We start from the raw sequence: 21,843 nt of genomic DNA, 5'->3' as shown, positions 1-21,843 counted from the left end.
TATGAAAGCCATGATATTTGCAGCCGGACTTGGAACCCGGCTCAAACCGCTCACCGACCATATGCCGAAGGCATTGGTCAAAGTCAACGGACGCCCCATGCTCGAACATATCATCCTGAAGCTGAAAGCATCCGGATTTACGGAGATAGTGGTCAACATCCATCACTTTGGGGAGCAGATCATCGACTTCCTCCAAGCCAACGGAAACTTCGGACTGAACATTCATATCAGCGACGAACGCGACCAGCTGCTTGATACAGGAGGAGGTATCAGAAAAGCGTCTGCCTTTCTTCAGGGAAACGAGCCTTTTCTCGTACACAATGTAGACATTCTGTCAAATACAGACTTAAGGAATCTTTATCTGCACCATCTGAAAGAAGGATCCGACGCAACATTGCTCGTAAGCCAACGCGCAACAAGCCGTTACCTGCTGTTTGACGGGAACAACGTCTTGAAAGGATGGATCAACAAGCAAACAGGAGAAACAAAGCCCGAAGGGTTCGTCTGCACACCCGGACTATACAAAGCATATGCCTTCAGCGGCATACACGTTCTTTCGCCTTCCATTTACCGCTACATGAACGAACAATGGAAAGGAAAGTTTTCGATTATGGATTTCTATCTGCAAAACTGCCAGCATGCAACACTGAAAGGATTTTTCGACAAAGACCTCCGGCTGATTGACATCGGAAAGCCCGAAACATTGGCTCAGGCTGAACAATTCATCAATACCATGTAACGGCACTTCCCGTATTGCTTCGCTGGTCCCACTTCAGAGCGTCAGTCAGCATGCTCGAATTGGCTCTGATTGAGAAGTTGTACGAAGTGAACGGACCGAACACCAGACCGCAGCTCATGTTGAAGCAGTGCAGGTCGCGCGTAATATTGAGCGTCGTCATTGACATTTCTTTCGATGTAAAGTCATAACCCGTAGAATACGTCATGTTCCAGCGGCTTCCTATCTTGAAGTTACCCGATACGTTGAGCGAATGCGTCAGCGAATAGGGATAACGCATCTTCTTGATGTTGATTTTCTTCGTGCGGTCTTCACGGATACTGTAACTGTAACTCAGACTGATGCTCCAGGGGAATTTGAACGCCAGATAACCGTCCGAGTCGATTGTCGCCGCTTCTGTCTTGCGCATGTTCGACTTGTTGTCGGTTTCTTCCGTTGCTTCCTCATCGCTCTCTTCATCCGCATTGTCCTCTTCCTTTCCCTCTTTCTCCTTATCTTCCTTTTTCCCGAAGAGTTTCTTGAACGTATCGTTGTTCAGCGTATAAGAGAACGAACCGCTATATCCCTGGAAACGGCCGAACCTACCGTATGACCACTCCGTACGGTCGCCCACAACAACATTCCCGTTTTCATCAAACTCATACGCATAAGTGGCGAACGAGGCGTTCATGTTAAAGGTATAGCTTTTGGTGAGCTTCAGACGAAGATTCATGCTCAGGTCGCTCCAGCGCTTGTTGGCTACATCGTATGACAGCGAAGCCCCCAACTGGTCGATCAGGCTGACCTTCTTGTATCCCGTGGAATCCTTGTCGGACCGGAACTTCATTTCAATGTTGTTGTCAACCGAAAAGCTGATGTTTTGTGACATGCCTTTTCCCGGATAGCTGTAAACGGCTCCTTCGTAAGGCGAATACTCTACCGTCTGCACCTCGCCGTTTTCATCGGTATAGGTGTAAGTGTCATAATAACCGTACTTTTTCTTTCCGAAATCCGGCGTATAAGTATAGCTGACAGTCGGCGTAAAGACATGGCGTATCTGAATTTCCTTGCTCTTCATGAACAACGGCTTGTACATACCATACAGCTTGGTGTTCATCTGCAACGAAAGGTTATAGTCCCACACACGGTTGAAGCCGTTAATGGTATCCCTGCGCACATGATCCCTTGAGTTCGGGTTGGGATCGTAGCTCTGCTTTACTTTCCGCAGATACCAACGCTCCGTATAGTTGAACGAAGGCACAATGTTGATATACTTAAACAGGTTGAATGTTGCGGAAATCGGGATGCGGTGCTGCATACCGTTGTCCCACTGGGTGAGCGGAGTCTTGAACAGCAGATTGTCTTTCGTGCTGATGCTGTTCGTCATGCTACCGGTATATTGCAGAGAAATCTTCTCATACCATTTTTCATCTCCGACCGACTTCTTCCGCTTGAACGGGTAGATACGGTTCAAAGAAATGTTCACGTCCGGCAATGTCATGTTGATGGACGAGTCACGGGTGTTTTGCGTAATGTTGAACGTTCCCGATATGCTCAATCCGATTTCAGAAAAGGTACGCGAATAGCTCACACTCGAAGCCTTTGTGTTCTGCGCGTAGACCTGCGGATTATACAAGCTGCTCAGACTTGAACGGTCGTAGCTGCTGGTAGAAAAGTTCACGCTTGCCGAGAACGAACTGTTCGGATTGGCTTTTGCATCCTGCCGATGGCTCCACTGAAGCCTGAAGTCTTTCGACACAGCATAGTCGGGCATGTTCTTTTCACCGGTCTTGGTCACCAGATAGCTGGCATTGAACGAACCGCTGTATTTATAACGCTTGTTATAGTTTGAAGCGACAGAGAGTCCCCACGACCCCTTGGTAAAGATTTCGCCCAACACCTTCAGGTCCATCTTGTCACTGATGGCGAAATAATACCCACCGTCACGCAGATAAAAGCCCCGGTTCATTTCGTCACCGTAAGTCGGCATAATGAACCCCGACGAATAGCTGCTGTTGAACGGGAAAAAGCCGAACGGAACGGCTATCGGCAAAGGCACATCCTCTACGACCAGCTGAGCCGGTCCGAACACCACATTTTTCTTGGGACGCACTTTAGCCATCGAAAGCTTCATGTAGAAATGCGGATGATCGTGATTGTCGCATGTCGTATACTTTCCGTGGCGCATATAGATCTCATCGTCAGCACCCTTCTTTCCCTCTTCCGAGGTCACGTATCCTTCTCCCTGCTGAGTCACGATGTTGTTGATGAATCCCTTTTTCGTCTTGAAGTTATAGCGCATTGTCTTCGACTCGTACGGGGTTTCTCCGTCTTTAAAGACAGGAAGTCCGGTAGCCACGCCCGCCGTATCCTCCACACCGTGCGCATAGACCGTACTGCTGTCCATATTCATGGAGATCACGGCAGAAGTCAGTTCGATATTCTGATAATTCACCTTCCCTTCTCCGTACAGGTGAGCGTATCCCTCCTTTGTAAAGACAATCGAATCGCTCGCCTCATAGATGACAGGCGCATCCAGCGGCTCCTTCTTCTTTGCCGTATCTTCAGCCAAAGAATCAGCAGCCAGCGAATCGAGTGCCAAAGAATCGAGCAACAAGGAATCAGTGCGCACTGAATCCGCCCTCACTTCTTTTCCGGCAGACCTCCGCAGTCTTCTGTTCTTCACGCGCTGGGCCTCGGCGTAAAACGAGCAGAAGAAACCTAGCAGGAACAGGGCTATCAGTAGATATGTTGTTTTTTTCAATGATGTCATTACCGTCTTTTTACACGATGCGCGGTGCAAAAGTAAACAATATCTGCCAAATAAACTTCATCGCTTCTGTTTTTAAAGTATTTTTAGTACACCGCATCAGCCTATAGAAAAAGTTTGCACCACCTGTCGAAACGCTCCACACCGTTCTCGCCGTACTTCGCAATGCTTTTGCGAGCTTTCTCAACCGTTTTTTCCCGGTCGAGATGGGTCTTGGAATAAAACTTGTCGGCAAAGCACACCAACTGCTCTTCCAGCGAAACCGGCACCATCTCCCGATGAGGCAGAGGCAGCTTCTGTTCGTCCATCGCTTCCAGCGTGATGCCGGCACCTGTGTGGCGTTCGCATACCAGCGCGTGGCGAGGATACCCCTCCTCACGCATCAAGTCGGCTCCCAAATAGCCGTGACAGATATAAGGATAGGAGCCGAAGCAATAAATGTCACTGGCATCCGTCTTGAAAATGCCAATATCATGCAGCAAGGCGGCTTCCTCTACAAACTGCAGGTCAAGCTTCAGCTCGGGATGTTTTTCCGCCATAGCCAGAGCCTTGTCGGCCACCGAACGGCTATGCACCAGCAGGATGTGTTTCAGTTCATTGTTTTCCGGATAATATTTGTCAATCAGCGCCAATGGATTCATGATGATTCAGTTTTTATTCTTATCTTTGTTAAGTGTCACAAAGCTACAAAAATTCCATGAGTAATCCGAAAAGAATCTGCACAATTCTGGCATTAGGCATTCTCCTGCTCCCGTCAGCGCTGACCGCCCAAATCCGCACAGGAGCGGAACAGCTGGAAACGCTCGTCCGGCTTGTCGGCAACAAGCGCGTCACCTTAACGGTCAACCACACCAGCCTTTGCGGCAAAGTCCACCTGGCCGACACGCTGATCCGGCAGGGCATAAACATCGTACAGCTTTTCGCTCCGGAACACGGCATACGCGGGAAGGCCGATGCCGGAGAAACCGTCCGCGACGGAAAAGACACCCGAACGGGCATTCCCGTCGTTTCGCTCTACGGAAAGAACAAGAAGCCGCAGCCCGACCAGCTGAGCAAGACCGATGCAGTGGTATTCGACTTGCAGGACGTTGGCGCACGCTTCTTCACATACATCAGCACCCTTTACTATGTGATGCAAGCCTGTGCGGAAAACGGAAAGGAGGTCATCGTGCTCGACCGCCCGAATCCCTGCGACTGTGTGGACGGCCCTGTGCTGGACATGAAATACAGAAGCTTTGTCGGAATGCTTCCCATCCCCCTGCTCCACGGATGCACGACGGGCGAACTTGCCCGGATGATCAACGGAGAAGGCTGGCTGGGACAAGGAAAGCAATGCCGGCTCACTGTCATCCCCGTTGAAGGATGGAAGCACGGGCAGCCCTATTCTCTTCCGGTCAAGCCGTCGCCCAACCTTCCGAACGACCTGTCTGTCGCGCTCTACCCGTCGCTCTGCCCGTTCGAAGGCACGTCGGTAAGCGTAGGGAGAGGAACACTGTTCCCCTTTCAAGTCATCGGAAGCCCTTGCCTGGACAAATGCGAAGACAAGACGCTGGACTTCTCATTCACGCCCCGTCCGCTGCCCGGATTCGACAAGAATCCGCTCCACAAAGGACAAACATGCAGGGGAACAGACTTGCGGAAAACCGCTCCGCCGAAAGGTCTTACGCTGCAATATGTACTGCAGATGTATCATCTGTACCAAAAAGCCGGCTGTGGCAGCAAGTTCTTCTCCCGTCCCCACTGGTTCGACCTGCTGATGGGTACAGACCAGGTGCGCCGGGACATCATCCAAGGAAAAACAGAGGATGAAATCCGCCAAGCCTGGCAAGAAAAGCTCGAAGCGTACAAGGAGATGAGGAAAAAATACCTGCTTTACGAAGAAGGATCAAACGCTCTTTAAGTTTATCTTCAGACTGAAGACATGTATCTTCAGGCTAAAGACATGTATCTCCAGACTGAAGATTTACATCTCTAGCCTGGAGATACAGATTTTTCTGCGGGAAGCAAGAATGGGTGCACCGGCACAGAGCCTTCTTCAAGCCGTCATTTTACATAGGCGTTATACACATCTTTAAAATACCTCTTCGAAAGGTTTCCCTTTACTCCCGCCTTACGGTAATAAAACATTCCTTTATAGAACTTATCGTAATTGAACATTCCGGAAGGGCTGAAAGGATAGCTATGCAGACTGCCGTCGCTCTGAATATAGACATAGCCCTTTGCCGAAGGACTTGCCTGAAGATCGATGAAATGCTTGCCAAAAATGTCAGCCGGAGATACCGTCCTGTACAAACGTTTCCTGCGGCTCTCTTGCGACCTCAGAACCCACTTGCTGTTGTCCCTGTATTTGCAGGTAAACGGGAACAGACAGCGTACAGGCGTTTCTCCTACCTTTGCCGGCTCCCAACGCATCTTTCTGATGGCATCCGCCACAACGCTGTCCGCACGGATGCCTTCTGGTGCGAAATCAGGCAGACGGGTGAATCCGATACTGCTTGCCGTACCGTCCTTTTCCACCACAAAGCTTCCGGAAACGGAGTACTCCACATTTATCCCTCTCTACTTCAGCATTTCATCCAACGCACGGAGTGCATCCTTATGAAAGCTCTCTCCCGACAGATAAACCGGATTCCTGTCCGGATTGTACACGATTCCGCCATAATCTTCCGGCATGGCTGCATCCCGCCTATACACGCCGCCTTCATAAGCCTGACACAACAGCCTTCCTCCACTGCCCGGACGGAACACCATTCTGTCCCGCATCACCACATCAACAGTCCGATACCGGTCTGCCGTCGCAGGCTTCCATTTCGGAGATTTTCTCGCTGCACGCTCCAGTCCGCTGCCGAGCCACTCCTCCTTACAGCGGAGCACAGCAAAGTCTTTCACTTTTCCTTCCGACGTAACTGTATATTGCACGGATACCGTGTCGGCAATGCTGCCTGAAAAAGCTTCCGGAACCCGAATCCTGCCGCAAAGCCACTCCATATAGGCCTCACGCCCATCGAAATAAGAAGACCGTATCCCTTTCGCACGGAAAACCGGAGGAGTATGCAGAGAAACCCGCATCATCTTTCCCCGTCTGCTTTCCGGGATATACTGATAAAAGTCGACCCTTACATAACGGTAAGCTTCCTCCATTCCTTGGGAAACGCCGGTGCAACGCGGAGCATTTGCAACAACCCGCTCTTTCTCCTGTTCATAAGCAGGATGGAGCGTATTAAGACGACTGGCGAGAAAAACCTTTCCGTCCCACGAAACGCTGAGGCACATCTGTTCTTCTCCTGCCATTCCAAACGAATAGGCTTCTTCCGGAAAACGGATATGCTCCAGCACCCATTCAGACACCTTATCCAGATTCCACGCTTTTTCTGCACCACCGGAACGGCTATAAGCACCGGAACAAACTGAAAGAAACAAAAGAAAAAGAAACCGTCTGAAACAATAGCTGCCCATATCTCCTACGTATTGACTATCCCCAGGCTGAATATCCGAACGATATCGCCTTTCTTGTAAAGTTAGGAGAAAAATTCAGAACGGTCAAGAACTCCTTTCTTTTCTATCTGACATTTTAACACAAAATAAACAAAAAAATGCATTAAGACATCGAGCCGCAACATATGCCAGTCCGCAGCCAAACGTATCCCGCTTTTTCCCTTCTTACAGGACACCGCATCTTAAGCACGCAAGGAGCACCCTTCCTGCCCAGACGCACACCAGTCCAAGCCTTACTTATAATACATCATTCCGTCTTTGAAAGTCAGCGTATGCAGATCCGGCGAATTGATCGGACCGCTGTTTATATCCAGATACTCCAACGTATTGGACTGCAAAGTAAAAACGGTTTCATACCCGTCGCTCTTTATGTCATTCACATAAAAAGGCTTGTTGAACACAAAACCTCCATGCCCTTTCTTCAAGACGAATACAGTGAGATAAGGGGGCTGACTCATTATATAAATGCCCATGAAAACCAAGGCTATCGTATCATCATCCAAGTTCACCTTATAATAGAAAGACGTCTTTCCGGGACCTTGAGTTTCGTTGTCAATACATTCCCACCCCAAATCATTGGTCATGGAAAAGACTCTTCTTCCGCCTCGCCTTATTTCGACCACATGAATGTCCCCGGGATCATTTTTCCAGTTCCTGAATTTCATGCAGTTCACAACATACCGCCTTCCGGAACGGTCAAGCTCAAACGTTTTCTGCTTCAGGATATAGGGAGTCACATTGTCATACTTGGCAAAGTGAAACTCCTCCACAAACTTGGCTTTGGTCACGAACAAACCGTCCTCGGTTTCTGAAAAAACAGGCTCTTGCCCATAAGCCCTTATGGAAAGCAACAGAACGAACAGCAGAATCAACTTCGTTTTCATATATCCCCAATAAAAAAGGTTTGCAACGAAAAAAGAACCGATATTCCCCGCTGCAAACCAACTCTATATATTCATATCCTTATCTTTTCTTCATCCGCTGCATCATCCCGGCCACTTTTCCGCCTGTCACCATCTTCATCATCTTGCGTGTCTGGTCGAACTGCTTCAAAAGACGGTTCACATCCTGAATGCTCGTACCGCTTCCTTTGGCAATACGGGTACGGCGTGAACTGTTCAGGATTTCGGGATGAGTACGTTCTTCGGGAGTCATCGAATAGATAATGGCTTCGATACTCTTGAACGCGTTATCGTCGATATCAATATCCTTGATGGCCTTGCCCACACCCGGAATCATGGAAGCCAGCTCCTTCAGGTTACCCATCTTCTTGATCTGGTGAATCTGGCTGAGAAAATCATTGAAGTCAAACTGATTCTTCTGAATTTTCTTCTGAAGACGTTTGGCCTCCGCCTCGTCATACTGCTCCTGCGCACGTTCAACCAGCGACACGATATCGCCCATGCCGAGAATACGGTCGGCCATACGTGCAGGATGGAACACGTCGATTGCTTCCAACTTTTCGCCCGTACCGATAAACATGATCGGCTTGCTGACCACCGTGCGGATGGAAAGAGCCGCACCGCCACGGGTATCACCGTCGAGCTTGGTCAATACCACACCCGTAAAGTCAAGGCGCTCGTTGAACTCACGCGCGGTATTCACGGCATCCTGACCGGTCATCGAGTCAACGACAAACAAAGTAGCATCCGGATTGACAGCATCCTTGATGGCAGCTATTTCGTTCATCATCTGCTCGTCCACCGCCAGACGTCCCGCCGTATCGACAATCACCAGATCGTATCCCTTGGCCTTTGCTTCCTGAATGGCATTCAGTGCAATCTTTACCGGATCCTTGCTTTCCAGTTCGCTGTATACGGGAACTTCGATCTGCTCACCCAACACCTTCAGCTGTTCGATAGCTGCCGGACGGTATACGTCGCAGGCAACCAGCAAAGGCTTGCGGTTCTTTTTCGTTTTCAGCATGCGTGCCAGCTTTCCGGAGAAAGTCGTTTTACCCGAACCTTGCAGACCTGACATCAGAACCACTGCCGGACGGCCTTTCAGCTCCAGTTCGGCCGTATCGCCTCCCATCAGGCGGGCCAGTTCATCATGCACTATCTTTACCATCAGCTGGCTGGGCTTCACAGCCGTCAGCACATTCTGTCCCAACGCTTTCTCTTTCACCGTATCGGTGAAGTTCTTTGCAACCTTATAATTCACATCGGCGTCAAGCAGGGCGCGACGCACATCCTTCAGGGTCTCCGCCACATTGATTTCGGTGATCTTGCCTTCACCCTTCAATATCTTGAACGACCGTTCCAGTCTTTCGCTTAAATTGTCGAACATAATTATATTGTATTGTTTTAATTGTCCTATCAAACGCAGAGCGCAAAATTACAAAAAAATCGGAACGCTCAAATCTTTTTGTTCTGCCATTTCGCTTTTTTCAAGTAAATCAGGCTGATAGTCAGCATCAGAGAATAATAAACCAGCTCAGTAGTAAAGCAAATGCTGACCGGCGCCTGCACCACCATACCGACAACAACAATGTATACGGCATAGAACACCAGGACAAACACCTCCAGATAAAGCGCAGCCTGCGTATTCCCCGTTCCGGAAATGCCGTTGAAATAAATGTTCGCCACCGAAGCGATCAGCATCGCCGCACACACCACATAGAGCGATGACACAGACTCTTCCAGCAATGCCGCCTCATTGGTATAGACCGACAAGATGGCGTGAGGAAAGAGGGCGCAAAGGCCCGCGCAGATTATCATTATCAGAAACGACATCCGGGCTATCTTGCCCAGCAGCGACATGACATGGTCTACGCCGCCCGCTCCGATAAGATTGCTCACCAGCGTATTGGCGGTGGTAGACAAGGATTGGGCGGGTATAAGAAGCACCACATATACGCTCCGGACAATATTGGCGACGGCAAGCTGGCGCTGGCCCAGACGCTCCAACGCAATAAAGAACACAAACCAGATTCCCATCGAGAAAAAATACTGCACCATCGTAAAGCATGAGATATGAAGGATGCGCAGCACCATCCCTCCGTCGAAACGAGGAATACGGCCCAGACCATATTTCCGGTGATCTACCTTGACATACGTATAAACAAGGTAGAATACCAGCGACGAAGCCTCCGAGATGACAGAAGCCAGCGCCGCGCCACGGACTCCCATTTCGGGCATTCCCAGGCGTCCGAACACCAGCGCATAATTGAATACCAGGTTGACCAGCGCCATCACTACCGCACTCATGGTAAGCACCTTTGTCTGCGTAATGCCAATGTAAAGGGCGCGGAACATCACGTTGAGGAAAGCGAAGAGGAACCCCCACACGCGCCACACATAAAACTCGCAGGTAGCTTCGAATATGGCATCGGAAGACACGATCAGACGGATAAGCGGTTCGGCTATAAAATACATCAGTCCCAGCAGCACAACCGCCATAATCAGGCTGAAGGCGGACCCTTGCCACATGATAGGCCCCACAGCCCGGTAGTTTCCTTCACCGTTGCGGCGCGCAATCAATATCTGCGAACCCACACTGAATCCGAACGCCACGGTATAAAAACAGATATAGAGCAGCCCTCCCATGGCGGCAGCACCCAATGCAACTTCGCTTACGTGCCCCAAAAAGGCCGTATCGGTCACATTAATCACATTCTGCGCAATCAGCCCCAGGAAAATCGGGTACGTTACATGCCAGATTTCTTTATTCGAATATGTCGTCATAAGAACAGATGAAAATTTAACGGATAAAAATACATGCAAAGGTACACATTTTATTCCGCTCCACAAAATGCCCCTTTCATGCGCCCGTCATGCCTTCACTATCCGTTTGCCACCTTCCATCCTTCGATTCCCCGAATCTCGTTGCTGAAGTTCACACCTATCTTATATACTTTCCGCGGGTCGGAAGCGAAAGGAAGGGCATAATTCTTCTCTTCTATTTGGCGGAGAGCCTCATCCGATGTGCCCTCAAGCTTGAACTCCATCACGTAGATGTACTTCTCGGTCTGAAGGACAAGGTCAACGCGGCCTTGGGAGGTATGGTACTCCACCTGCGTATAGAAGCCCATCAGCTTGAACACAATGAACAGCACGTTCTGATAATGAAGCTCCAGCTCGCGGGCAAGTTCGTAAGGCGTATCAGCGAAGAAGCTCTGAAGACGCTTCATGAAACCGTCTACATTGCCGCCTCGGACATCCTGCACAAAGTTCATCACTTCGAAGGCTGAGTTTCCCGAATCCAAATGTGCATAACAGGGAAGAAGGAACTTCGTGAATCCTTCCTCCACTTCCTTGTTAGGGAAGCCAAGCTCATACACCCGGAACTCCGGATTGTATCCTTTAATGGTAAGATAGCCGCTCTGATAAAGATAGGGCACGGGGTTGTTGCCCATCGAGTCAATGCCCATAAGCGAATCGGACATCGCGACTTCGTCTGTCAGACGGTGAAGGTTGTAACGGCTCTTCTTCAACAGTTCGACCAGAAACGTAGGCGTACCCGTTTCAAACCAGTAGCTGCCGAAATCCCGGCGCTTCAACGTATTCAGCACACTGAAAGGATTATAGATATCCATGCCGTTCCGGGTAAAATGGTAGCCGTCATACCACTCCTTCAATTTATGATAGGCAGCTTCCTGACTTATGCCGCCAGACTCCGCCAAAGCCACAACATCCCCTGCAAGCTCCGAATGCAGTTCATCTTCCGTTATGCCACAAACACTTTCGTATACGCGGGACATGGAAATGTCTTCCAAATTGTTCAGATCGCTGAACACGCTCACCTTGCTGAACTTCGTCACGCCTGTAAGCAGAGCGAAACGGATATAGCGGTCGCAGCTTTTCAGCACGCCGTAAAAGGCCTTGAGCGTGTTCCGGTAATCAGTCTGCAGGGAATCGTTGCCTATGGACTGGAGAAGAGGCTTGTCGTATTCGTCAACCAGTATCACCGCGTTGTGCCCAGTCTTCTCGGCCGCGCGCTGCACCACCCCCTGAAAGCGCAGGGAAAGCGAGGTTTCAGCCTCTTCCCGGCCGTATTCCTTCTCCCATTTGGTCAGAGCTGCGTTCAAGATGTCGGCCAGACTTTGGGGCGTTTCGTATTTCTGCGAGTTCAGGTCGAGGTGAAACACCGGATATTCCGTCCATTCCCGTTCCAGACGCTCCATGGCAAGTCCGGCAAACAGCCCTTTTTTCCCCAGGAAGTAAGCCTCGAGCGTAGACACAAGCAGGCTCTTGCCGAACCGGCGCGGGCGGCTCAGGAAATAGTGCTTTCCGGTTGTTGCCAAACGGTACACCAGGGAAGTCTTGTCCACATAAACATATCCGTCCTCACGGATTCTTTCGAAACTCTGTATGCCTATCGGATAAAGTCTGCTCATAACGCTGCTTGTTTGATGATTCACTTACAAAGATACGTTTTTTTCTTTGATTCTGATCCCCGAAACGGGAAAAAGACAAAAAGTCAGCGCCTTGCAGAATATACGGACAAAAAGCAAGCGATGCGGGCTTTTCAAAAACCGTCACTACCGGAAGAAACGGGCAATCCGGGGTGAAATTGCAGCAGACACCAAGCAGAAGCCCTCTCCAGAAGCCTTTTAAAGAGGGTGCCGATCGGGAAAACCGTGAAAAACAAGACGTCATTCCACATAAAACAACGGGACATCCTGCACAAAATGGCCTGTCAGACCGAACAAAACACCGGGACATTTTCTGAAACCTTCCGCAGAACGGCAAAAAGGAGTGCCGTCTGATGCCATTTCCCTACAGATAAAGCATCTGGACCCTCGCCCTTTCACTGGCAAAAGGAAAGGAGATCAGAGGAGAACTCGTCCATAAAGACAGCCCATTCTGCCCGGCGAGCCGTCAACCTGCGCAGAAAAGCCCTATCCACCGACACAATGAAATCCGCCCGGTCATCACCCATGCGTTTTTTCCAACCTTCCGGCCGCCAGCCCTCAAACAACGGAATCTCAGCAAGCGGAAATGACATTCTGACAATCTGAAAAAGGCGCGGAACACCCCGTTTTAAAACAAAATAACAAACGCAGACAAAATAAGCCCGCATCATTCCGCTTCATAAAAATTTTTTCTTAACTTTGCGGTGCATCAGAAAAAGAAACACTTTAAACAAAAATATTGAGTTATGATGACAATTGACAAATTCAACTTTGCCGGAAAAAAGGCAATCGTCCGTGTAGACTTCAATGTACCCCTGGACGAAAATGGTAAAATCACCGACGACACCCGTATCCGCGGTGCCCTGCCTACCTTGAAAAAAATCCTGGCCGACGGCGGCGCACTGATTATCATGTCACACATGGGCAAGCCCAAAGGTAAAGTCAATGCAAAATATTCTTTGAGCCAGATTGTTGACGCTGTATCAGCAGCTCTGGGCACTCCGGTGAAATTCGCTCCCGACTGCGCCAAAGCTCAAGATGCTGCCGCAGCCCTGAAACCGGGCGAAGTGCTGCTGCTCGAAAACCTGCGCTTCTATCCGGAAGAAGAAGGCAAGCCGGTAGGAATCGAAAAAGAAGATCCGAACTATGAGGCAGCCAAGAAAGAAATGAAAGCCCGCCAGAAGGACTTCGCCAAGACACTGGCTTCTTACGCTGACTGCTACGTGATGGACGCATTCGGTACAGCTCACCGCAAACATGCTTCTACAGCTGTCATCGCCGACTATTTTGACGCTGACCACAAGATGCTGGGCTATCTGATGGAAAAAGAAGTGAAAGCCGTTGACAACGTGCTGAAAGACATCAAGCGCCCCTTCACTGCAATCATGGGAGGCTCTAAGGTTTCTACCAAAATCGGCATCATCGAAAACCTGATGGACAAGGTAGACAACCTGATTCTCTGCGGCGGCATGGCGTTCACCTTCGCAAAGGCACAGGGCGGACACATCGGCAACTCGCTGGTAGAAGACGACAAACTGCAGCTTGCGCTTGACATCATCGCCAAAGCCAAGGAAAAAGGCGTCAACCTGGTATTGGGATGCGACTGCATCGCAGCCGACAAATTCGCAAACGATGCCAACACACAGGTATGCGACGATGACAACATTCCCGACGGATGGATGGGTCTGGACGCAGGTCCCAAGACACGCGAAGCATTCAAGAATGCCATCAAGGACGCAAAAACCATCCTGTGGAACGGTCCTGCCGGCGTATTTGAGTTCGACAACTTCACAGGCGGCTCAAAAGCCATTGCAGAAGCAATCGCAGAGGCTACCAAGAACGGTGCATTCTCACTGATCGGCGGAGGCGACTCTGTAGCATGTATCAACAAGTTCGGCATGGCCGACCAGGTTTCTTACATCTCAACCGGAGGCGGCGCCCTTCTGGAAGCTATCGAAGGCAAAGTTCTGCCGGGCGTAGCTGCTATCCGCGGCGAAGAATAATCATTCTCACTCTATAAGGAAGCCGCTTCAAGCTTTTGAGGCGGCTTTTTTTATGTGCTTTCCGAAAAAGAAGAAGAAGTCTTTTGACAAGCCATTATTTTTTCGGAACTTTGTATTCAATAAAAAAACAAGTCATGCCCAAACTATTATTCCTGCTCTTTTTGCTGGCAATGAATCCATTCCGCATACAAGCCCAAATTTTCCAATACATCACAATGGAAGACGGACTGAGCAGCAGACGTGTCTTTTCTATCCGGCAAGACGAACAGGGCTATACCTGGATACTCACGCACAAGGGCATCGACAGGTACGACGGAAAAAGATTCACTTTCTACCCTCTCCTGAAAGAGGGGATTCCGGTTTATGCCTACCCCAACCAGAACATGCTGCGCACGGGTACCGACAAGACGCTGTGGGAGATAGGAGAAGACGGAACAGCCTTCCGCTACAACGAGCTGAAGGATTCGTTCAAGCTGGCATTCGACTTGAAAAAGAGTTATCCGGAAACCGGAAACAGTCCCGTAAGCACAGCCCATTTCGACGATGACGGAAAAATATGGTTCTGCACCGGGCAAAAGCAGTTTGTCTACCAAACGACAGACGGGAAAAGCTATCCCGTAGAAAACTCCATACCCGAAAGCATTGTCAGCATCACTCAGGCCGGACCGAACCGCTACTTCATGGCTTCGGAACGGAACCTCTATGCTGCCAGACTTGCAGGAAACCGGCTGGAGGGCATCGAAAAGATACAAATAGCCGGAATCAACTACTTCGACTTCATCTACTGCCACAAGGCAAGCGGATGCCTTGTCATCAATTCACTGCTGAAAAAAAGCATTCTGTACAATCTCCAGGACAAGAGCACGGAAGATTTAAGCAACCTGCTGAAGGACATCAACATAAACAACATCATCCCGGACAGGAACAACCCGAACGAACTGCTGATGGCCACAGACGGAGGGGGCGTGCTGCGCCTGAACATCACGGAAAAAAAGATATCGCAATTCCTTCAGGAGGAACGCACGAGCCTCAACAAAATGAACGGAAATATCGTGAAGGATATTTTCATGGACAGATCAAACCGGATATGGACCGCCGTCTATCCGATAGGAATCACCGTCTACTCAAAAAAGTATCCCTCTTACACATGGTTCACACACACTACCGATTCTGACAACTCGCTCTCAAACAACTGTGTGAACAATATCATGGAAGACAAGGACGGGGATATCTGGTTTGCCACAAACAACGGAATAAGCTGCTTTCTGAACAGCCGGAAGAAATGGGTCACCTACTGCACGGCCGAAAAGCAGCCCCAATACAAAAACCATATCTTCACCTCTCTATGCGAAATACCGTCCGGCGAGATTCTGGCCGGAGGATATATGAGCGGAATCTATGTCATCAACAAGAGAACAGGCGAGGCCATCCTTTACCAGCAGAGCAAAAACAGCAAAGGGGACGAAACTCCCGACAAATATATCCGAAGCATACTGCGCGATCCGGACAACACAATCTGGACGGGAGGATTCTATAGCCTGAAAAGCTACAACGCAAAAAGCGGAAAGAAGCAAGAATATACAACGTCCTATCCCATCACCCACCTGGCAGCGTGTGACACCAGCCGGCTATGGATCGGAACGACAAACGGAGTCTATGTGCTGGACCGAAAGAAGCAGTCGATATATCCTTTTGAAACGGCTGAAAACTTCGGAATGATAAACATGGTCTACACGACCAAAGAGAAAACATTCGTAGGAACATACGAAAACGGCCTGATTGTAATAGACAACGCAACCTCACGGTTTGTCCGCTACCACTCGGGAAACAGCGGCCTGAGAACGAACAATATCTACAGCATCGCTCCGGGACGCAAAGGGACGCTTATGCTCGGAACTGAAAACGGCATCAGCATCTACGACATCAAAAACAGACATTTTTCAAACTGGACCAAAGAACAGGGGCTGATGACGGCAAACTTCAATCCCAACGCAATCGTCCATACGCAGAAGGGAAATGTCATACTGGGAAGCGACAAGGGGTTTGTCATGGTCGCCGACTCCATCAAGCTTCCGTCCGAAATCAAGAACCGGATGGTTCTGTCGGACTTGAACATCATGTACCGGGCTGTACACCCGCAGGAGAAAAATTCGCCCCTGACCCAGATACTGGACGAAACCAGCCGCATAGACCTGAAGTACAACCAGAATACCTTCTCGCTCAACGTGTCGTCGATCAATTACGATACGCAAGAAAGCATCTACTACAGCTGGAAACTGGAAGGCTTCTACGACAGCTGGTCCGCACCGACTAAAAGCGGACTGATCCGCTACACCAACCTGTCGCCGGGAAATTACCGGCTCAAGATCCGCGCCGTTTTTCTCGACAACCAGAAAATCATCGGGGAACGGCAACTGCAGATAATCGTTGAACGCCCGTTCTGGCTGACATTCTGGGCTTTTATCATTTATGCATGCATCCTCATAATCGCCATGTATGCAGTGATGAAGTATCTTAACATCAGACGTGAAAGAAAGATATCGGAAGACAAAATCACGTTCTTCACACAGGCCGCCCACGACATCCGCACGCCGCTTACCTTGATAAAGGCTCCTCTGGACGAAATTCTGGAAAAGGAAGAGCTGAGCGGAAAGGGACTGGAAAACGTACGGCTGGCCATGCAAGGCACAGACACTTTGACCGAACTTGCCGACAACCTGATCAATTTCCAGAAAGAAGAACTTTATACGACAGATATAGTAACTTCAGAATACGATCTGAACCGCTACCTGCAAAACTATATCTATCAGTTCGACAGCTACGCGCGGCAAAAAGAAATAACGCTGAGCTACAAACCGCTTCCTCAAAGCCTGACCGTTGACATTGATACGCAGAAAATGGATTCCATATTGCGTAACCTGATTTCAAACGCTTTCAAATATACTTCCAAAGGAGGAAGTGTCACCATTAAGGCGGAAACGGGGAAAAACACATGGACCGTAGCAATCAGTGACACGGGAATCGGCATACCGAAAGAGGATCAGAAGAAGCTCTTCAAATACCTGTTCAGAGGAAACAACGCCGCCAACCAGAGCAAATCCGGAGCAGGAATAGGCCTGCTACTTACATATAAGCTGATAGAAAAGCATGAAGGGAAAATTTCTTTTGAAAGCGCAGAGAATGCAGGCACCACTTTCAAACTGACATTCCCCGTCAGAAGCAAGCATTTCCGCCGCAGGCAACAGCAGGCCGTACAGCAGACCGCAGCGCCAGCCTGCGAAAAAGAAAAGAAAGAGCCGACGGAATACCTGCCGGCACAGACTTCTTCCGCCTCAGCAGAAGCTCCCTGCATTCTGGTTGTAGAAGACAATGACTCGCTCCGCCAGTTTATCATGCAGAACCTTTCTGACATTTATCTCACGGAAGGAGCCGGAAACGGAAAGGAAGGCATCGAAAAAGTGCAAGCCCACCAGCCGGATCTGATCATTTCAGACATCATGATGCCTGTAATGGACGGACGGAAAATGTGCCGCATGCTGAAAGACAACATGGAAACCAGCCATATCCCGGTCATCCTCCTGACTGCACTCAGCGGAAACGACCAGATATTGCTGGGACTGGAAACACGGGCCGACCAGTATCTGACCAAACCGTTCGACATCAAGATTCTAAAAGCGACCATACACAACCTTCTGGAGAACAGACGCCTTATACGCCAGCAGTTTCAACAGGCTATAACAGCCCTTCCTTCTGACGGAAGAAGAATCGAACTGCCGAACAGCCTGGACAATGAGTTCATAGAACATGTCACCCGGATTGTGAAGGAGAATCTCGGAAAAGAACTGAACGTCGATATTCTATGCGCTGCAATGAATATGAGCCGCACAAGCTTCTACAACAAAATAAAGGCACTTATCGGAATCGCTCCGGCCGAATTCATCCGGAATATCCGTATGCAGGAAGCAGCCCTGCTGCTGAAGAGCAGGCGCTATACCGTGGCCGAAGTGTCGGATAAGATGGGATTTGCAGATCCCAAATATTTTACAGACACGTTCAAGAAATTTTACGGAGTTCCTCCAAGCACGTACATGAAAAATTAAAAAGAACAAGAATAATATGAACTTCTATCTAAAGTCTTTTCTCATCTTCACACGGATCGGACTCTTCACCATCGGCGGGGGATACGCAATGGTGCCGCTGATTGAGGCTGATTTGGTGGATAAGCGGAAATGGATCAGCAAGGAGGACTTCCTTGACCTGATGGCTCTTGCCCAGACTGTACCGGGAATTTTCGCTGTAAATATCGCCATCTTTATCGGCTATAAACTGAAAAAATTCTGGGGCGCTTTCTGGATGGCGGCAGGAACAATCCTCCCCTCGTTTGCCATCATGCTGGGAATCGCGCTGTTTTTTCGCCAGTTCCAGCACATAGAAGCCGTTGAAAACATATTTAAAGGAATCCGCCCGGCGGTGGTTGCACTGATTGCAGCGCCGACATTCAAGATGGCGAAATCTGCACGCATCAACCGCTACAACGTGTGGATCCCCATCGTTTCAGCACTGCTTATATGGCTTCTGGGCTTTTCGCCGATCTATGTTATTATCCTTACCGGCTTAGGAGGATTCTTTTACGGACAATACCAGCACAGACAAAAAAATAAAGAGGAAAAGAAATGATACTGCTATTTTTCAAGCTGTTCTATACGTTTTTCAAAATCGGCCTCTTCGGATTCGGAGGAGGCTATGCCATGATTTCAATGATTCAAGGAGAAGTTGTCACCCGCTATGGCTGGCTCAGTTCATCCGACTTTACAGACATTATAGCCCTTAGCCAGATGACACCGGGACCGATAGGAATTAACTCAGCAACGTATGTGGGCTATGTGGCTGTTGTCAATGCCGGATATTCACACGCTTTAGGAGTATTGGGGTCAACAATTGCCACAATATCGGTGGTGCTTCCTTCTTTCATCCTCATGGTAGTGATCAGCCGTTTCTTTTTGAAATACCAGAAACATCCCGCAGTTGAGGCTGTATTCTGCGGGCTGCGTCCCGGAGTTGTCGGACTGCTTGCTGCAGCAGCCTTGGTTCTGATGAACGGAGAGAACTTCGGCACAGACACCGCACAAATAATTATCAGCAGCATGCTGTTCATCGTTTCATTTATCGCCTCTTACCGCTATAAAGCGAACCCCATACTGCTGATAATCAGTTGCGGAATCATAGGATATTTCATCTATTGACCATTATAGTCAGTCTTCATCTTTCGGAGCCGGTATCATCGGCTCCGGTATTGAAAAGTCCTTATCAGCAAAAAGAGCAGCAAGCCCGGAAATCTGCTTCAGGCGGAGCAGTTCATCCTTGTCCATACCAATATTCTTCATTATCCAGCTGTCCGACATACCGGCTCTCGTCAATTCCGCCACAATGCTTGTCATAAGCTCTACACTGTGTGTGCCACGGGCACGGTTATGACGGATTGTCGAACCCATACGATGCGACAGATCCTTGTCTATCACAACGACAGGAAGCAAGCCTTTTTCTCTTTTATAAATTCGCTTCGAAGTCAGCATCACGCGGTAACGGTGGAATCCGTCGACAATGATATACTTGTCGTTTTCCTTATCATAATAACAGACACAAGGCATGGTAAAGCCATCCTCCCAAATAGAAAGCTCCAGCAACTTCATCTCTGGAGGAGCCACCACGTTCGGATTATAATCATTCGCACACACCTTTTCAACGGGTACAGCAATCACACTGTATACCGGACTTTTATATTCTTTTACGTCCATATATTCTTATATTGTTGCAATATGTAATTTTTCATTTTCGCATCTTCCTTCGTCATGGCAAATCCCATGTACTTGCATGCATAATCGTTGCGGAGAATGCAGAAGCACATCCGCTTATAAGTCGGTATCTCTCGAAACTCCGGAATATCGATGTCATCCAGATACTCCATCATGACAGGATGTTTTGTCGTTTTGTAGTTCGACTTATTGCGCACTTCAATCGGAATGCCCAGATCAACAAGTTTCTGTATGGTTTCGTTGCTCAAACATCCGCCTTTTGTACGCCAGAACCTGATGCTGGTATGCAGCTTCGAGAGGTATCCCCTTTGAGCATCTTCGGGCAAAGTAGACAGCAAGAACTCCATAAAAGACTTCCAGGTATGTCCCTCGGGCAGTTTGATTGAACTGCGTCCCATAGCTCTCGTCCCGCCATATATGCCGGAGAAGTTCACTCCGTTCACGCGTCCGATCATTTTTCCCCACGTGTCTGGGTCAATCACCTTGTATAGCCGCAAGCTCTCAATAGCCTCACAGATAAACGGACTTGCCACCCGTTGGCGTTCAAGATTCACCCCTGCCTGATAATACAAATCATACAGCTTGTTATAATCCCAGCCGAACTTGCCGTTGGCTGTCCATATATCCGTGGTTTTCCAGTCATATATCGGATAAAGGTTGAACACATCGTTCGCTATTTTCGAGCTCCACTGATAATTATGGTAAAGCTGCTGCTTCAAACCTCCATAGATGGTTCTCCAACGGTTATAGCTCTCCTGCGTCCGGATACCGACCAGACATGCAGTTCTGACAGCATCTTTCTGTTCGTGAAGCCACGCTGCAAATTTAAGCTGAAATTCATAATCCCACATGTCCTCCCTGAAAAAGGGAAAATCTTCTGCCGTCAGGACATCCTTTGGCATCTCACGAATCCAAAGCTCCTTTTTTGAAGGATCCCACGGACGCCAGTAGCTCTGATACATGGAAGTGCATGTCCTCACCTTGAAAGGCACGCAAATGCGATAGGCATCCAGAATGTCTTTGTTTGCTTCAAATATCCGGTCTACAAAGTCAATCGTCATTTTATACTGCACCTCATAGTCCATATGAAACACTCCGATCCGCCGTTTCAGATTATGCTTGCGGATGAAATCGATGCATAAGTTCAGCAGAACCCCACTATCCTTTCCACCAGAAAACGAGATATAGATATTGTCAAATTCTTTAAACAAAACGGCCAGCCTCTCTTCGGCCAGTTCATAAACATTTTTCTTCTTCTCCTTCATGCTTTCTCCATTTTCTGATAGAGCCTCCAACTCTTTATCACTTCAAATCCCATATCAGCAAAGTATTGCGCATGCCTAACCATCACAACTGCCTGAAACGTTTTCGAATGATCTTCCAACTTTTTCAGTACAGCCTTCAACAATTGAGGAAACAATTTTTTTTCCAACTTTTCATCCACATAATAATTGTTGATGACAAAATGTTTTCCCCTGATTTCCACAGGCACAAATCCCTGCACCAGCTCTTCCTTAACGGCCACGAACCATACGAATGAGTCGCTCGTCTTAAAAGGATAGTTATTGTTATATTTCAATATTTCGGAATTCATGACCAACGGAGCCACCAGCTGATACAACCGGGGCTCCGTACCTTTCAATAAAATAATCTTTGCCATAAAATGTTATCATAATATTCAGATACAAATA

At 48.8% G+C, this 21,843-nt stretch carries 18 protein-coding genes; 6 read left to right on the top strand and 12 right to left on the bottom strand.

Annotated features, from left to right (window positions below; genetic code table 11):
- The first annotated feature begins 1 nt into the window (after position 1).
- The gene (locus QUW60_RS05080) at positions 2-739 is read left to right on the top strand and encodes a nucleotidyltransferase family protein (RefSeq protein WP_289558874.1); all 738 of its coding nucleotides are present in this window, start codon (positions 2-4) and stop codon (positions 737-739) included.
- Here QUW60_RS05080 and QUW60_RS05075 read toward each other — a convergent pair.
- Both QUW60_RS05075 and QUW60_RS05070 read right to left on the bottom strand, forming a co-directional pair.
- Positions 726-3,488, bottom strand: a complete 2,763-nt coding sequence (locus QUW60_RS05075; protein WP_289558872.1) for a putative LPS assembly protein LptD — start codon at positions 3,486-3,488, stop codon at positions 726-728. The two genes, QUW60_RS05080 and QUW60_RS05075, sit on opposite strands and share 14 nt — an antisense overlap.
- A 101-nt stretch (positions 3,489-3,589) precedes the next feature.
- Positions 3,590-4,126 carry an HD domain-containing protein gene (locus QUW60_RS05070; protein ID WP_289558871.1) on the bottom strand — a complete coding sequence of 179 codons (537 nt, stop codon included), beginning with the start codon at positions 4,124-4,126 and terminating at the stop codon, positions 3,590-3,592.
- Positions 4,127-4,182: 56 nt separating this feature from the next.
- Here QUW60_RS05070 and QUW60_RS05065 point away from each other — a divergent pair, with 56 nt between their 5' ends.
- On the top strand, positions 4,183-5,385 hold the full coding sequence (locus QUW60_RS05065; RefSeq protein WP_289558869.1) for an exo-beta-N-acetylmuramidase NamZ family protein: 1,203 nt from the start codon (positions 4,183-4,185) through the stop codon (positions 5,383-5,385).
- A 143-nt stretch (positions 5,386-5,528) separates the two neighbouring features.
- On the opposite strand, the gene QUW60_RS05060 is transcribed toward QUW60_RS05065, so the two are convergent.
- From QUW60_RS05060 to QUW60_RS05030, 7 genes are all read right to left on the bottom strand, one after another.
- On the bottom strand, positions 5,529-6,032 hold the full coding sequence (locus QUW60_RS05060; protein WP_289558867.1) for an energy transducer TonB: 504 nt from the start codon (positions 6,030-6,032) through the stop codon (positions 5,529-5,531).
- Between the two features lie 12 nt (positions 6,033-6,044).
- A complete protein-coding gene (locus QUW60_RS05055) occupies positions 6,045-6,941 on the bottom strand; it encodes a hypothetical protein (RefSeq protein ID WP_289558865.1) in 897 nt (298 codons plus the stop codon).
- A 272-nt stretch (positions 6,942-7,213) separates the two neighbouring features.
- Entirely contained in the window at positions 7,214-7,864 is a 651-nt protein-coding gene (locus tag QUW60_RS05050; RefSeq protein ID WP_289558863.1) for a hypothetical protein, read from the bottom strand.
- Between the two features lie 79 nt (positions 7,865-7,943).
- Positions 7,944-9,269: a signal recognition particle protein gene (gene ffh / locus QUW60_RS05045; RefSeq protein ID WP_258338021.1), complete on the bottom strand. Its 1,326-nt coding sequence runs from the start codon at positions 9,267-9,269 to the stop codon at positions 7,944-7,946.
- 68 nt (positions 9,270-9,337) lie between these two features.
- The gene (locus QUW60_RS05040; RefSeq protein WP_289558861.1) at positions 9,338-10,666 is read right to left on the bottom strand and encodes an MATE family efflux transporter; all 1,329 of its coding nucleotides are present in this window, start codon (positions 10,664-10,666) and stop codon (positions 9,338-9,340) included.
- A gap of 98 nt (positions 10,667-10,764) precedes the next feature.
- Positions 10,765-12,318: an ATP-binding protein gene (locus QUW60_RS05035; protein ID WP_258338023.1), complete on the bottom strand. Its 1,554-nt coding sequence runs from the start codon at positions 12,316-12,318 to the stop codon at positions 10,765-10,767.
- Positions 12,319-12,731: 413 nt separating this feature from the next.
- On the bottom strand, positions 12,732-13,007 hold the full coding sequence (locus tag QUW60_RS05030; RefSeq protein ID WP_289558858.1) for a hypothetical protein: 276 nt from the start codon (positions 13,005-13,007) through the stop codon (positions 12,732-12,734).
- A 75-nt stretch (positions 13,008-13,082) separates the two neighbouring features.
- Between QUW60_RS05030 and QUW60_RS05025 the strand changes: the two genes are divergently transcribed.
- The 4 genes from QUW60_RS05025 (at position 13,083) to QUW60_RS05010 (ending at position 19,582) form a co-directional block, all read left to right on the top strand.
- Complete coding sequence (locus QUW60_RS05025; protein WP_258338025.1) at positions 13,083-14,339, top strand: phosphoglycerate kinase; 1,257 nt, start codon at positions 13,083-13,085, stop codon at positions 14,337-14,339.
- A gap of 134 nt (positions 14,340-14,473) precedes the next feature.
- Positions 14,474-18,439: an ATP-binding protein gene (locus QUW60_RS05020; RefSeq protein ID WP_289558855.1), complete on the top strand. Its 3,966-nt coding sequence runs from the start codon at positions 14,474-14,476 to the stop codon at positions 18,437-18,439.
- Between the two features lie 16 nt (positions 18,440-18,455).
- The gene (locus QUW60_RS05015; protein WP_289558853.1) at positions 18,456-19,016 is read left to right on the top strand and encodes a chromate transporter; all 561 of its coding nucleotides are present in this window, start codon (positions 18,456-18,458) and stop codon (positions 19,014-19,016) included.
- A 2-nt stretch (positions 19,017-19,018) separates the two neighbouring features.
- Entirely contained in the window at positions 19,019-19,582 is a 564-nt protein-coding gene (locus QUW60_RS05010; RefSeq protein WP_258338059.1) for a chromate transporter, read from the top strand.
- A 9-nt stretch (positions 19,583-19,591) separates the two neighbouring features.
- On the opposite strand, the gene QUW60_RS05005 is transcribed toward QUW60_RS05010, so the two are convergent.
- From QUW60_RS05005 to QUW60_RS04995, 3 genes are read right to left on the bottom strand one after another with little or no spacing between them, the layout of a single operon-like run.
- On the bottom strand, positions 19,592-20,134 hold the full coding sequence (locus tag QUW60_RS05005; RefSeq protein WP_289558851.1) for an IbrB-like domain-containing protein: 543 nt from the start codon (positions 20,132-20,134) through the stop codon (positions 19,592-19,594).
- Positions 20,125-21,417: a DUF3440 domain-containing protein gene (locus QUW60_RS05000; protein WP_289558849.1), complete on the bottom strand. Its 1,293-nt coding sequence runs from the start codon at positions 21,415-21,417 to the stop codon at positions 20,125-20,127. The genes QUW60_RS05005 and QUW60_RS05000 overlap by 10 nt, the downstream gene beginning before the upstream one ends.
- Entirely contained in the window at positions 21,414-21,812 is a 399-nt protein-coding gene (locus QUW60_RS04995; RefSeq protein ID WP_289558847.1) for a hypothetical protein, read from the bottom strand. The genes QUW60_RS05000 and QUW60_RS04995 overlap by 4 nt, the downstream gene beginning before the upstream one ends.
- Between the last annotated feature and the right edge of the window lie 31 nt (positions 21,813-21,843).

Origin of the sequence: Bacteroides gallinaceum (assembly GCF_030373775.1) — a bacterium.
Taxonomy (GTDB): Bacteria; Bacteroidota; Bacteroidia; order Bacteroidales; family Bacteroidaceae; genus Phocaeicola; species Phocaeicola excrementipullorum.
Note: the sequence above shows the minus strand (reverse complement) of the source record. Positions and strands in the feature narration are given on the sequence as shown.